The organism is Mesorhizobium sp. B2-3-4 (assembly GCF_006442315.1).
Classification (GTDB): Bacteria; Pseudomonadota; Alphaproteobacteria; order Rhizobiales; family Rhizobiaceae; genus Mesorhizobium.
Genome location: NZ_VFVY01000005.1, coordinates 198,843 through 211,612 on the forward strand (window position 1 = coordinate 198,843; position 12,770 = coordinate 211,612).

The 12,770-nt window shown below is 64.3% G+C and carries 11 protein-coding genes; 2 read left to right on the top strand and 9 right to left on the bottom strand.

The features are described from left to right. The first annotated feature begins 6 nt into the window (after nt 1–6). Nucleotides 7–942, top strand: coding sequence for a DmsC/YnfH family molybdoenzyme membrane anchor subunit (locus tag FJ967_RS10510; RefSeq protein WP_140731636.1), 936 nt, complete (start codon nt 7–9; stop codon nt 940–942). 3 nt (nt 943–945) lie between these two features. Here the strand turns inward: FJ967_RS10510 and pdeM are convergent, their stop codons facing one another. The 6 genes from pdeM to FJ967_RS10540 form a co-directional block, all read right to left on the bottom strand. Beyond that, nucleotides 946–1,662, bottom strand: a complete 717-nt coding sequence (pdeM, locus tag FJ967_RS10515; RefSeq protein WP_140731637.1) for a ligase-associated DNA damage response endonuclease PdeM — start codon at nt 1,660–1,662, stop codon at nt 946–948. Beyond that, complete coding sequence (locus tag FJ967_RS10520; protein ID WP_140731745.1) at nt 1,659–4,208, bottom strand: ligase-associated DNA damage response DEXH box helicase; 2,550 nt, start codon at nt 4,206–4,208, stop codon at nt 1,659–1,661. The genes pdeM and FJ967_RS10520 overlap by 4 nt, the downstream gene beginning before the upstream one ends. Before the next feature lie 235 nt (nt 4,209–4,443). After that, nucleotides 4,444–5,304 (bottom strand): NlpC/P60 family protein, encoded by an 861-nt coding sequence (locus tag FJ967_RS10525; protein ID WP_140731638.1) that lies wholly within the window; start codon nt 5,302–5,304, stop codon nt 4,444–4,446. Nucleotides 5,305–5,335: 31 nt separating this feature from the next. Beyond that, complete coding sequence (locus FJ967_RS10530) at nt 5,336–5,686, bottom strand: MarR family winged helix-turn-helix transcriptional regulator (RefSeq protein WP_140731639.1); 351 nt, start codon at nt 5,684–5,686, stop codon at nt 5,336–5,338. Nucleotides 5,687–5,764: 78 nt separating this feature from the next. Beyond that, complete coding sequence (locus tag FJ967_RS10535; RefSeq protein ID WP_140731640.1) at nt 5,765–7,129, bottom strand: leucyl aminopeptidase family protein; 1,365 nt, start codon at nt 7,127–7,129, stop codon at nt 5,765–5,767. Nucleotides 7,130–7,264: 135 nt separating this feature from the next. Then, entirely contained in the window at nt 7,265–8,305 is a 1,041-nt protein-coding gene (locus tag FJ967_RS10540) for a hypothetical protein (RefSeq protein ID WP_140731641.1), read from the bottom strand. 18 nt (nt 8,306–8,323) lie between these two features. Between FJ967_RS10540 and FJ967_RS10545 the strand changes: the two genes are divergently transcribed. Further along, on the top strand, nt 8,324–9,145 hold the full coding sequence (locus tag FJ967_RS10545; RefSeq protein WP_140731642.1) for a tetratricopeptide repeat protein: 822 nt from the start codon (nt 8,324–8,326) through the stop codon (nt 9,143–9,145). Nucleotides 9,146–9,224: 79 nt separating this feature from the next. Here the strand turns inward: FJ967_RS10545 and FJ967_RS10550 are convergent, their stop codons facing one another. From FJ967_RS10550 to FJ967_RS10560, 3 genes are read right to left on the bottom strand one after another with little or no spacing between them, the layout of a single operon-like run. Further along, a complete protein-coding gene (locus tag FJ967_RS10550; protein ID WP_140731643.1) occupies nt 9,225–10,241 on the bottom strand; it encodes a type II secretion system F family protein in 1,017 nt (338 codons plus the stop codon). A 9-nt stretch (nt 10,242–10,250) separates the two neighbouring features. Beyond that, complete coding sequence (locus FJ967_RS10555; RefSeq protein ID WP_140731644.1) at nt 10,251–11,264, bottom strand: type II secretion system F family protein; 1,014 nt, start codon at nt 11,262–11,264, stop codon at nt 10,251–10,253. 29 nt (nt 11,265–11,293) lie between these two features. Further along, entirely contained in the window at nt 11,294–12,751 is a 1,458-nt protein-coding gene (locus FJ967_RS10560) for a CpaF family protein (RefSeq protein ID WP_140731645.1), read from the bottom strand. Between the last annotated feature and the right edge of the window lie 19 nt (nt 12,752–12,770).

Genomic DNA, 12,770 nt, shown 5'->3' on the forward strand with positions numbered 1-12,770 from the left:
CCATCCATGCATCCGGCGTTTTCGGTCGTCTTCTTCACCACCGCCACGGGTGCCGGCTATGGGCTGCTGGCCTTGCTCGGCGTGCTCGGCCCACTCGGTTTCATCGCACCCGATTTCTGGCCGGGCTTTGTCGGCATGGGGCTGGCGCTCGGCCTGATCGCGGCCGGCCTGTTGTCGTCGACCGGCCATCTCGGCAGGCCCGAACGAGCCTGGCGGGCGTTCTCGCAATGGCGCAGCTCGTGGCTGTCGCGCGAAGGCGTTGCCTCGGTCGCCACCTTCATTCCCGCGGGGCTGTTCGGCCTCGGCTGGGTCATCCTCGGCCGCCTCGACGGCTGGGTGGCCGCCGCCGGGCTTCTGGCCGCCATCTGCGCCGTCATCACGGTGTGCATGACCGGCATGATCTATGCTTCGTTGAAGCCGGTCGCCCAGTGGCACAGCCCGTACACCTTGCCCGGCTATCTCGTCTTCTCGGCAATGAGCGGCTGCGTGCTCATGAATGCCTTGCTGCAGGGTTTTGCGCTCGCCTCAAAGACCCTGCTTGCGGCTTCGGTGCTGCTCACCTTGCTAGGCTGGGGCTGGAAGCTGGCGACCTGGCGCCACAATGACAGACTTGAAATCCCCACCAATGCGAACACCGCCACCGGGCTCGCCGGCGGCACGGTGCGATCGCTGGAATGGCCGCATACCGAGGAAAACTACCTGCTCAAGGAAATGGGTTTCCGCATCGCGCGCAAGCACGCCGCGAAGCTGCGCCTGATCACGCAGGCGCTGGCTTTCGGCGTCCCGATCCTGTTGCTGGTTGCCGCACTCGCCCTGCCGTGGCCAATAGCGGCGCTGGTGTCGGCGCTTGCCGCAATCGTCCAGTTCGCCGGCATGCTGGTCGAGCGCTGGCTGTTCTTCGCCGAGGCGAAGCACACGGTCATGCTCTATTATGGGCGATAGACCTCAGCCCGGCCGCAGCATCGAGCCGGAAATGGGAAAGACACGCTGGGCGCCCAGCATATAGGCCATCAGCGTCTCCAGCCGAAACAGGCCGGCATAGGCGCGGTCGAGCACGTTGAGCGAGCCGGTATAGGCGCCGAAGGCCGGCATGATCATGCGGCCGCCGTCGCCTGCGAAGCAGCGTCTGCGCACCGAGCGGCCTTGCTGCACGATGCGGGCGCAGGGATGGAGATGGCCCGAAATCTCGCCCTCGACGCGCACCTTCGACGGCTCATGCCGGAACAGCAGCGAGCCTATGGCCAGTTCCCGCACGGTCTCGCCGGGCAGGTCGGCGGGCGCTTCCGGATCGTGATTGCCGGCGACCCAGAACCATTGGCGCCCTGCTATCAACGCATCCAGCCGCTCGCGGAAACTTTGATGCATGCGCTCGGCGCCGCCGCCATCATGGAAGGAGTCGCCGAGGCTGATGACGACCGATGGCTGGTAGTCCGCGATGACCGCTTGCAGCCGCAACAGGGTCGCGCCGGTATCGTAGGGCGGGATCAGCGCGCCGCGCCTTGCCAGCGACGAGCCCTTTTCCAGATGCAGGTCGGAGACCGCCAGCAGTTTGAACTCGGGAAAATAAAGCACACCGCGCGGATCGCATACCGCACGCTCGCCCGCGATGCCGACAAGGTCGGCCTCCGCGATCAGCGATGCGCGCGCCAGCGAAAAGTTCATTCGTCAACCATCCCAGGCCCCATGGCCTCTTCGACCAGCGTCGCCGCATCCATCAGCAGCGTTTCATCGGCCTCGCCGTTCACCGGCATCTTGCCGATCTCGAGCATGATCGGCACCGCCAGCGGCGATATCTGTTCGAGCGCCTTATGCATGATTCGACCCTGGATGCGCGAGAGCATGTCGGCAAGTCTGCTGACATCGAGCAGGCCGGTCGCCGCGTCGGCCCGCGTCGCCTGAAGCAGGATGTGGTCCGGCTCATGGCTGCGCAGCACATCGTAGATCAGGTCGGTCGACACGGTGACCTGACGGCCGCTCTTCTCCTGGCCAGGGTGGCGTTTTTCGATCAGGCCCGAGATCAGCGCGCAATTGCGGAACGTGCGCTTGAGGAGCCAGCTATCGGCCAGCCAGGCTTCGAGATCGTCGCCCAGCATGTCCTGATCGAAGAGCGCGCCGAGCGACGGTTTCCTGGCCTTGAACATGGCGCCCATGTCCCCCAGCGACCATATGGCCAGGGCATAATCGGTGGCGACAAAGCCGAGCGGCCTGGCGCCGGCCCTGTCGAGACGGCGGGTCAGCAGCATGCCGAGCGTCTGGTGCGCCAGCCTGCCCTCGAAAGGATAGGCGACGAGATAGTGGCGGTTGCCGCGCGGAAAGGTCTCGATCAGCAGATCGTCGCGCCTGGGCAGCATCGATTTGTCGGACTGGAAGCGCAGCCAGTCGGCGACCTGTTCCGGCAATTTCTTCCAGCGCTGCGGATCGTCGAGCATGATGCGGACCTGCTCTGCGAGGTAGGTCGAGAGCGGGAACTTGCCGCCGCCATAATAGGGCACCTTGGCATCGCTGCCGGGCGCGTTCGAGACGAAGCATTCATTCTCGCGGATGCCTTCGAAACGCAGCACCTTGCCGGCGAACATGAAGGTGTCGCCATGCGTCAGCGTTTCGAGGAAGGCCTCCTCGATCTTGCCCAAAACGCTGCCGCCGCGCGACGCTGAGCCCTTGCTACCGGCCTTGACGTAACGCACGTTGAGCGCCGGCACCTCGATGATGGTGCCGACGTTCAGCCTGTACTGCTGGGCGACGCGCGGGTTGGAGACCCGCCAGAACCCATCCTTGTTCAAGCGGATGCGGGCATAGCGCTCGTAATTCTTCAGCGCGTAGCCGCCGGTGGCGACGAAATCGACGACACGGTCGAAGGTCGGCCGATCGAGGCCGGCATAGGGCGCGGCGGCGCGCACTTCTTCATACAGATCATCGGCGCGGAACGGCGCGCCGCAAGCGCAGCCCAGCACATGCTGGGCCAACACGTCGAGCCCGCCATTGACCAGCGGCGGCGTATCCTGCGCGCCGAGATAATTGGCGTCGAGGGCTGCCCGGCACTCCAGCACCTCGAAACGATTGGCGGGGATCAGGATCGCCTTGGAGGGCTCGTCCATGCGGTGGTTGGCGCGGCCGATGCGCTGCGCCAGCCGGCTGGCCCCTTTCGGAGCACCGACATGGACAACCAGGTCGACATCGCCCCAGTCGATGCCGAGATCGAGCGTCGAGGTGGCGACGATGGCGCGCAATGCGTTCTCGCCCATCGCTTTTTCGACGCGCCGGCGCTGGGCGACGTCGAGCGAGCCATGATGCAGCGCGATCGGCAAGGTGTCCTCGTTGACCCGCCACAACTCCTGGAACAGCAATTCCGCCTGGCTGCGCGTGTTGACGAACAGCAAGGTCGTCTTGTGGCGCTTGATCTCGCGGTAGATTTCCGGCGTGGCGTAGCGGGCCGAGTGACCCGCCCACGGCACGCGCTCTTCCGAATCGAGGATCGAGATGTCGGGCTTGGCGCCGCCGGTGACGACGATCAGTTCCGCCATCTCGGAGCTTGCCACACCTCTGGGCGGATTCTGGCTGACCAGCCAGCGCCGCAACTCGTCCGGTTCGGCCACCGTCGCCGACAGGCCGATCGTCTGCAGGCCGGGGACAAAGCTGCGCAGCCGCGCCAGTCCCAGCGCCAAGAGATGGCCGCGTTTCGACGTCACCAGCGAATGCAATTCATCGAGCACGACATAGCGCAGATCCTCGAAGAAGCGTTTCGCATCGCCCGCCGCGATCAGCAGCGCCAGTTGTTCCGGCGTGGTGAGCAGGATATCGGGCGGTGCAAGCTTCTGGCGCTGGCGCTTGTGTGAAGGCGTGTCGCCGGTGCGCGTTTCGATGGTGACGGGCAGACCGATCTCCTCGACCGGCTTGCCGAGATTGCGCTCGATATCGACGGCCAGCGCCTTCAGCGGCGAGATGTACAGCGTGTGAATCCCGCGCCGCGCCGCGCCCGGCTTTCGTTTCGGCCTGACGGCCAGTTCGGTCAGCGACGGCAGGAACCCGGCCAGCGTCTTGCCGGCACCGGTCGGCGCGATCAACAACACGGATTGCCCGGCCTGGGCCTTCGCCAGCAGTTCTATCTGGTGCGCTCGCGGCGACCAGCCCTTTTCGCCGAACCATCTGAGGAATGGTTCGGGCAGGGCCACAGCGGCATTCTGGTCAGCAAGGCGCGGCTCAACGGTCACGCCAGAGAGGTAGCGCGACGGCGGACAATCGCCAAGGAAAATCGGAACAAAAGGGGATCGTTGCAGCATTTCCTCTCCCCGTCACTATACGGGGAGAGCATGCCGGTTCACCCTCCGTAGCCGCAGCGGGGCGAAGGACGGGCAAACGGGTGAGAGGCAGCGCGAACAGTCAGGCGCCGCCCCTCATCCGCCCTTCGGGCACCTTCTCCCCGTTGAACGGGGAGAAGGAAAGAGGTTACGGCCTTCTGAACCCGGTCGGGCCGCCATAGAGGTAGCCGATGCGCGCGACTGCTTCCTTCAGCCCTTCGCGCGACACCAGCATGGTGTGACCGTTGGCATGGATCATGGTTTCGGCGTCGGTCATGATGGCGACGTGGCCTTTCCAGAACACGAGGTCGCCGCGACGCAGGCCGGAGAAATCCGGACCAGGCTCGAGCGGCTCGCCGAGGCTCGCCGCCTGCATGTCGGAATCGCGCAGCGCGTCCCTGCCGGCCATGCGCATGGCCAGTTGCACGAGGCCGGAGCAGTCGATGCCGAAGCCGGAAGCGCCGCCCCACAGATAGGGCGTGCCGAGAAACGTCTCGGCGACCGACACATAGTCACCGGCCACCTGGCCGATCGACCGCAGATGGCCAGCAATCACGGCTTCACCGGAGGGCAATAGCGCATAATGCGTGCCGCGTGTTTCGGCGGCACCCGTCACCGTTACCGTCGATCCCATCGACAAATGCCCGGCAATCGGAAAGCGCAGGTCGGCACCGGGATAAAGGAAGGTGCGCGGCACCGAGACGATATGGGTCGGCGCATGGTCGCGCCCGCCCAGCATTGTATCGGCGACGTAGCCGACATAGCCGTCGCGCTCGGCCTGGATCCAGGCCCAGCCTCCGGCATTCTCGAAAACCAGGACGTCGTCGCCGAACAAGGCTTGCGTGTTGACGCCCGAATCCGGTTTCGGCGCCTTGCGGATATCGGCCACCGGCACCGAAATCCGCGCCTGGCGACCAGCCACGAAACGGTCGGCAACGACCTCTCCTTGCAACCTGGCATCGGCGAGGTCGGAGCGGAAGGCATGAAGGCGTGCGTCGTGAGCGGTCAAAATCGGCAACCCTGTTGAATAAGCACTATGATCAGATCGGCAGGTCGTGTGCCTTGGCGATGATACCATCGCCGAAGCGCTCGACAAAGAGCGCGCCCTCGACGGTGCGCTTGATCAGGACATTGCGCTTGTCGAGTTCGTCGCGATGGCGAGACACCAGTTTGAGCGCGCCCATCGTGTCGAGCGCGCGCGTGATGACGGGTTTGGTCACGTCGAGACGGGCGGCGAGCCCGCGCACCGTGTGCGGCGGCGGATCGAGATAGATGGTGAACAGGATCGCCGTCTGGCGCATGGTCAAGTCGGGCGCGTCCTCGCGCACCTGCGACAGCATCACTTGCTGCCACAGTCGCAAGGCCTGGCTCGGGCGCATCGCAATCGACATCGCGCCAGCATGACGGCAAATTGTTTCGGTTCCGTTTCAGTCTCCAGCAATTTGCCGGCTCTGCCTGCCGCCGTCCCGTTAGCCAAAGCGTGTCGAGATGACCCGCTCCAGCGCCCGGATGCCTTGCGCCTCGCCACCGGCGGGGCCGTGGGGGCGATCGGCGGGGCTCCAGGCGAAGATGTCGAAATGCGCCCAGCTCGCCGTCTTCTCGACGAAGCGCTTCAGGAACAACGCCGCCGTGATCGAACCGGCGAAACCGTCCGTGGTGACGTTGTTGATGTCGGCGATCTTCGACGACAGTTTGGTGTCGTAAGGCCTCCATAGCGGCATGCGCCAGAGCGGATCCTCGAGCGCCAGCGACGCCGCCGCCAGCTCCGAGGCAAGCGCCTCGTCGTCGGTGTAGAAGGGCGGCAGGTCGGGGCCAAGCGCGACGCGGGCGGCTCCCGTCAGCGTCGCCATGTCGATCAGAAGCCGTGGTTCTTCTTCGTCGGCAAGTGCCAGCGCATCGCCCAGCACCAGCCGCCCCTCGGCATCCGTATTGCCGATCTCGACCGTGATACCCTTGCGGCTCGCCAGCACGTCTCCCGGGCGGAACGCGTTGCCGGCGATCGAATTCTCGACGGCGGGGATCAGCACCCGCAGCCGCACCTTCAACCCGGCGGCCATGATCATCGATGCCAGGCCCAGCACGTTCGCCGCGCCGCCCATGTCCTTCTTCATCAGCAGCATGCTGGATGACGGCTTGATGTCGAGGCCTCCGGTGTCGAAGCAGACGCCCTTGCCGACCAGCGTCACCTTCGGAGCATCCTTTTGCCCCCAGGTCATGTCGATCAGGCGCGGCGCATCAGCCGAGGCGCGACCGACGGCATGGATCATCGGGAAATTCCGTTCGAGCAGATCGTCGCCCTTGATCACCGAGACGTCGGCCTGATGCGCTGCCGCCAGGGTTCGCACCGCCGTCTCGAGATCATCGGGGCCCATGTCACTGGTGGGTGTGTTGACCAGGTCGCGAGCCAGGAAGACGCCATCGGCGATGCGACGGACGCGCCGCGCATTGACGCCGGCCGGCAATTCGAAGCGCAACGCCTTGCCCGGCTTCTTGCCGTAGCGGGTGAAGACATAGCCGCCGAGCGCCAGCCCGATGGCCGCCAGTTCCGGCTCGGCTGGCGTGGAGGCGAAGAACCAGTCGCCTTCGGGCAGGGCTTTCGCCAACGCGCCCATGGCGAGCGCGCCCTCGCCATTGCCGACACCGAACAGAGCGCCGCCGAGCGCTCCGTTTTCAGCCGGTATCACCAATGTCCTGCCGGCCTCTCCGGAAAAGCCGTTGGCGCGCGACCAGGCCAGGGCGGCGGCGGGAATGCCCGCCATGTCCAGGCCGTCACGGGGTACGATGTAGACCGGCAAGGCGGTGTTCGATTTCTCTTCAACGAGTTCGACGGGCATTCACGGTCTCCAGTTGGCGGCAAGCGGCTCGGCCGCGAAGCGATTCGGGTGGCGGAAACACTAAAGAGCCCTGCCCGCCAACGAGCAACTCCGAGTTGCTCCCGGTCCGGCCGCCATGGCACCTGGCCGCATGTTTCACAAGATTTCCCTGGCTTTGCGAACCACCGCCCGGCCAATGCCCTCCATCGCACCGAACTGGTTGTCGAAGCTGACGCCGTAGAAGGCTTGGACCGCCATGGCCCTGCCATGTGAAAATGGCCAGGTCGGTTCGAACGGGTGACATTCGAAGACGCAAATCTCGCCCGTTTCCGCATCCCGGCCCAGGTCGAACTGAAGGATGGGGATGTCTGGAAAGGCCGTTCGATGGCTTCGACTGGCCACGGCCATTATCTCCGGATCGGCATCGAGGACGACTTCCATCTCCTTCGTGTTCGAGACGATCGCCACGCCACCCTGGTCGAATCCCCAGCGTGTCCGCAATGGCGTTCCGCGCTTGGTCGTCACGCGAATGCAAAGGACAACGTCACCGAAAGCGGTGACGACCCGGTAGCTTACCGGCCACTCGCCGGTATAGACAAATTTCTGAACGATCATCGGCGCCTGGGATCCGCGATGTGTCGAGGGCAGATCCGACTGATGCTCGAATTTCACGCGCGAGGTCTTTCGCGGCCTGACATTGGCGCCGAACATGCCGCGAGACGGTTTCTCGATGACATAGGGACCCCATTCGCCGGGGTCGAGCGCCGTCCCGGGCTTGAGCTCGGTCCATTTGGGGACAGGAGCACCGGCGTCTTCCAAGACCTGATATTCCTCGATCTTGCTGATGCGGCGACCCGACAGAAAGCGGCCCGGCAAAAGCTTGCGGTCCGTCCGCCCCGTCAGCGCCATCGAAACGGTGGAGCGAAGCCACAACGGCAGAAGCCGCAACTGCTCCTTGCGCCGATGACGCACAAGCGTGACCCTCACGCCCTGTTTTCCGGCAACGGCCGCGATCTCCCGAAAATCCCGCCAGGTCTTTTCATTGTCATTTGGGACGACAAGCACAACGTTCAGCATTTGACTCCTGACGGCCGATTTCATTCGGCCAGGCCAACCGGCGAACAATCTTAACCATGCGTTAGGGTTAACAGAATATTTCTGCGGGAGGGAAGATGGCCATGCAATGGCCGCGCGCATGAATGGAGGCCGGTGCCGATGCCGATCAACCGCACGATGAATGCCAGGACGAAGCGGCTCATCAGCACGGCTGTCGCGGTGGCGCTCGCGGCGGGCGTCGCGGGCTGCGCCACCGACAAACTCACCACCGGCTCGATCGGCCGCACCAGTGGCAAGCCGCTGGAGACGATGTCGGCGGGCGAATTGCACAATGCCACCGCCGCTCTCGGCCAGTCCTATGCGAAGAACCCCACCGACAAGCGGATCGCGACGAATTTCGCGGCGGCGCTGCAGATGGACGGGGATGCCGATCAGTCGCTTGCCGTGATGCGCAAGCTGGCCATCGCCTATCCCAAGGACCGCGACGTGCTTGCCGCCTACGGCAAGGCGCTGGCCGCCAACGGCCAGTTCGAACCGGCGCTCGATGCGGTACGCCGCGCACAGACGCCCGAATATCCCGACTGGCGGCTGGTTTCCGCGGAAGGCGCCATACTTGACCAGCTCAACCAGAAGGATGAGGCACGCCAGCTCTACCGCAAGGCCCTCGAACTCAAGCCCAACGAACCTTCGATCCTTTCCAATCTCGGCATGTCCTACGTGCTGGAAGGGGATCTGCGCACCGCCGAAACCTACATGCGCTCGGCCGCCCAGCAGCCGAACGCCGACAGCCGGGTGCGCCAGAACCTGGCGCTCGTCGTCGGCCTGCAGGGCCGTTTCGACGAGGCCGAGAAGATCGCCTCGCAGGAGCTTTCGCCCGAACAGGCTCAGGCCAACGTCGCCTATCTCAGGCAGATGCTGGCCCAGCAGAACGCCTGGACCCAGCTCAAGGATCAGGACAAGAAGAAAACCGCAACCAACTGATCGCCCCCACGGCGCCAGAAAAAAGAGCCGCGCGGAAAATACCGCGCGGCTCCTTTCGTTTTGGATTGTGCGGGTTCGGCTACTGGGTGCCGTTGGTTTGCGACTGGCCGAAAATGCCGCGCTGGCTGACCTGGATGCCCGCCGGCCCCAGGATGATGGCGAACAGCACCGGCAGGAAGAAGAGGATCATCGGCACGGTGAGCTTGGGTGGCAGGGCGGCGGCCTTCTTCTCGGCGGCGTTCATGCGCATGTCGCGGCTTTCGGCGGCGAGCACGCGCAGCGCGTGCGCCACGGGCGTGCCGTAGCGCTCGGCCTGGACGAGTGCCTGCGAAACCGACTTGACCGATTCCAGCCCCGTGCGACTGGACAGGTTCTCATAGGCCTGCTTGCGTTCCTGGAGGTAGGAAAGCTCGGCGTTGGTCAGGATGAATTCTTCCGCCAGGGCCACCGACTGCGCGCCGATCTCGTCGGCGACCTTGCGCAGCGCGGCTTCCACCGACATGCCCGATTCCACGCAGATCAGCATCAGATCGAGCGCATCCGGCCATGCCAGCTGGATCGACTGCTTGCGCTTGGTCGCGCGGTTGTTGACGTAGAGGACCGGGGCGTAGAAGCCGCCATAGGCAATGAGAATGCAGACGAACAGCCGGATCACCAGCGGCTTGTCGGGCAATCCCCCCAACACGAAAATATAGAGCAGCCCCAACGCGAAGCCGGCAAAAGGAAGTACCAGACGGAAGAACAGAAAACGCGTCAGCGGATTCTGGCCGCGAAAGCCGGCAACCTTGAGCTTTTGCAAGGTGGCTTCGTCGGCCAGTGCACGCCGCAGGTCGAGCCGGTCGACGATGTTGCGCATGCCGACCGACTGCTGTTCGCGCAAGCCCTTGCGCCGGCGATCGGCATCGCTGGCAAGCCGCGCGCGCTGCTTGGCGCGAAGCTCGTCGCGCTCCAGCGCGACCGACTTCATGCGCGCCTTGAGCTGGCTTCCGCCAAACGCCGGCAGCAGCGTGAAGACGGTTGCGAACACGGCGAGAGCGACCAGCAGCGCAATCAGCAGGCTCGGGTCCGTCAGTGATTTGATGACTTGTTCGGTCATGCCTCGGCCCTAGACTTCAAAGTTCATCATCTTGCGCATCACCAGGATGCCGATCGACATCCAGACGCCCGCACAACCAAGTATCAGATTGCCGACGCTGGTGTTGAACAGCGGCATCAGATAGTTGGGACTGGAGAGGTAGACGAGAAAGGCGACGATGAACGGCAAGGCGCCGATGATGGCCGCGGATGCCTTCGCTTCCATCGACAGGGCCGCCACCTTGGCCTTCATCTTCTTGCGGTCGCGCAGCACGCGCGACAAGTTGCCCAGCGCCTCCGAAAGATTGCCGCCGGCCTGCGCCTGGATCTGGATGACGATGCCGAAGAAGCTCGCCTCGGTGCACGGCATGGTTTCGGGCATGCGCAAGGTCGCGTCGGGGATCGACATGCCCATCTGCTGCGAATCGACGATGCGGCGAAACTCGGTCTTCACGGGTTCAGGCGATTCGTTGGCGATCAGGCGCACGGCGTCGTTCAACGGCAAGCCTGACTTGACGGCGCGCACGATGATATCGAGCGCGTTTGGAAATTCGTTGAGGAATGCCTTGACGCGACGGGCACGGCGAAAGGAGACGAACCAACGCGGCAGGCCGAGCGCACCGGCGATCAGCACGCCGGGCAAGACAATCGTCGGCGCACCGGCCATGAAAGCGGCCACCGTCAGAGCCAGGCCGCATATGGCTGAATATATGTAGAAACGCTCGATCGTGACCTTCATCCCGGCCTGGCGAAGCTGTGCCTTCAACGGCGGCTTCTTGACGGCGCTGTCCTTGGTCTTCTGCTTCTCGTCGAGATCCTTCAGCGAATCCTGCACCGATTTGCGGCGCTTGGCGGCATCCGCCGCCCGATCGCGGGTGGCCTTGACGATGGAACGGTCGGTCTCGGCGGCCTTGATCGTTTCCAGCCGCTTGCCGGCCTGTTTCTCATTGCTGATCTGGTTGAACAGGAATGCATAGGCGACCGCGCCGGCGCTGAAGCCGGCGAGCACGACAAACGCCAATACGGTGCCGTCAATTCCAAACATCGACCAGAGCCTTCACGCCTTCGAGTGCGTCAGTCAGCACGTTTCTCCATGGCCTCGAGCGCTATGGCGAGGCGCTGCTCCTCGCCGTAATAGCGTGCGCGGTCCCAGAAATGCGGGCGGCCGATGCCGGTCGAGACGTGCTCGCCCACCAGCCTGCCGTTCGCGTCCTCGCCCTTGATGTTGTAGAGGACGATATCCTGGGTGATGATGACGTCGCCCTCCATCCCGAGCACTTCGGTGATATGGGTGATGCGGCGCGATCCATCGCGCAGGCGTGCCGCCTGGATGATCACGTCGATGGAGCCGACGACGATTTCGCGCACGGTTTTCTGCGGCAGCGAATAGCCGCCCATGGCGATCATGGATTCGATGCGGTTCAGGCATTCGCGCGGGCTGTTGGAGTGGATCGTTCCCATCGAGCCGTCGTGGCCGGTATTCATCGCCTGCAGAAGATCGAACACCTCGGGTCCGCGCACCTCGCCGACGATGATGCGCTCGGGTCGCATGCGCAGGCAGTTCTTGACCAGGTCGCGCATCGTCACCTCGCCTTCGCCCTCGAGATTGGGCGGACGCGTTTCCAGGCGCACGACATGCGGCTGCTGCAGCTGCAATTCGGCCGAGTCCTCGCAAGTGATGACCCGTTCCTCGCGGTCGATATAGTTGGTCAGGCAGTTGAGCAATGTCGTCTTGCCGGAGCCGGTACCGCCCGAGATGACGATGTTGCAGCGGACACGGCCGATGATCTTCAGGACTTCGGCGCCTTGCGGCGAGATGGCGCCGAATTTCACCAGCTGATCGAGCGTCAGCTTGTCCTTCTTGAATTTGCGGATGGTGAGCGCGGTGCCGTCGATGGCCAGCGGCGGCGCAATGACGTTGACGCGGGATCCGTCGGGAAGGCGGGCGTCGCAGATCGGGCTGGATTCGTCGACCCGGCGGCCAACCTGGCTGACGATGCGCTGGCAGATATTGAGCAGCTGCTGGTTGTCGCGGAAGCGAATGCTGGTCTGTTCGACCTTGCCGTTGACCTCGATGTAGACGTTCTTGGACCCGTTGACCATGATGTCGGCGATGTCGTCGCGCGCGAGCAGCGGCTCGAGCGGCCCATAGCCAAGCACGTCGTTGCAAATGTCCTCGAGCAGTTCTTCCTGCTCGGCGATCGACATCGCGAAGTTCTTGATCGCGATGATGTCGTTGACGATGTCGCGGATTTCCTCGCGCGCGCTTTCGGGATCGAGCTTGGCGAGTTGCGACAGGTCGATCGTATCGATGAGGGCCGAGAAAACCTGGCTCTTGGTGTCGTAATAGGTTTCGCTCTTTTCGCGCCCCCGCCTCGGCTCCGGCGCCATGGGCGGCGCCTCGACCGCGGGCCTGGCGAGAACCGCGGTGTCCGCCGAAACGGCGGCAGGTGGCGCAGCCGGCGCCGGTGCCGGCTGCCGGAATTCCGGCGTGAACCGGTTGCCGTCGTCGTTGCCTCTTTTACCGAACATGACCGACTACCGACCCCGC

Bases quoted from the DNA above. Each gene is read 5' to 3' on its own strand.
- FJ967_RS10510 (WP_140731636.1), top strand. From the start codon at position 7: ATGCATCCGGCGTTTTCGGTCGTCTTCTTCACCACCGCCACGGGTGCC.
- pdeM (WP_140731637.1), bottom strand. From the start codon at position 1,662: ATGAACTTTTCGCTGGCGCGCGCATCGCTGATCGCGGAGGCCGACCTT.
- FJ967_RS10530 (WP_140731639.1), bottom strand. From the start codon at position 5,686: ATGTCGATTGCGATGCGCCCGAGCCAGGCCTTGCGACTGTGGCAGCAA.
- FJ967_RS10535 (WP_140731640.1), bottom strand. From the start codon at position 7,129: ATGCCCGTCGAACTCGTTGAAGAGAAATCGAACACCGCCTTGCCGGTC.
- FJ967_RS10540 (WP_140731641.1), bottom strand. From the start codon at position 8,305: ATGCGCGCGGCCATTGCATGGCCATCTTCCCTCCCGCAGAAATATTCT.
- FJ967_RS10545 (WP_140731642.1), top strand. From the start codon at position 8,324: ATGCCGATCAACCGCACGATGAATGCCAGGACGAAGCGGCTCATCAGC.
- FJ967_RS10550 (WP_140731643.1), bottom strand. From the start codon at position 10,241: ATGACCGAACAAGTCATCAAATCACTGACGGACCCGAGCCTGCTGATT.
- FJ967_RS10555 (WP_140731644.1), bottom strand. From the start codon at position 11,264: ATGTTTGGAATTGACGGCACCGTATTGGCGTTTGTCGTGCTCGCCGGC.
- FJ967_RS10560 (WP_140731645.1), bottom strand. From the start codon at position 12,751: ATGTTCGGTAAAAGAGGCAACGACGACGGCAACCGGTTCACGCCGGAA.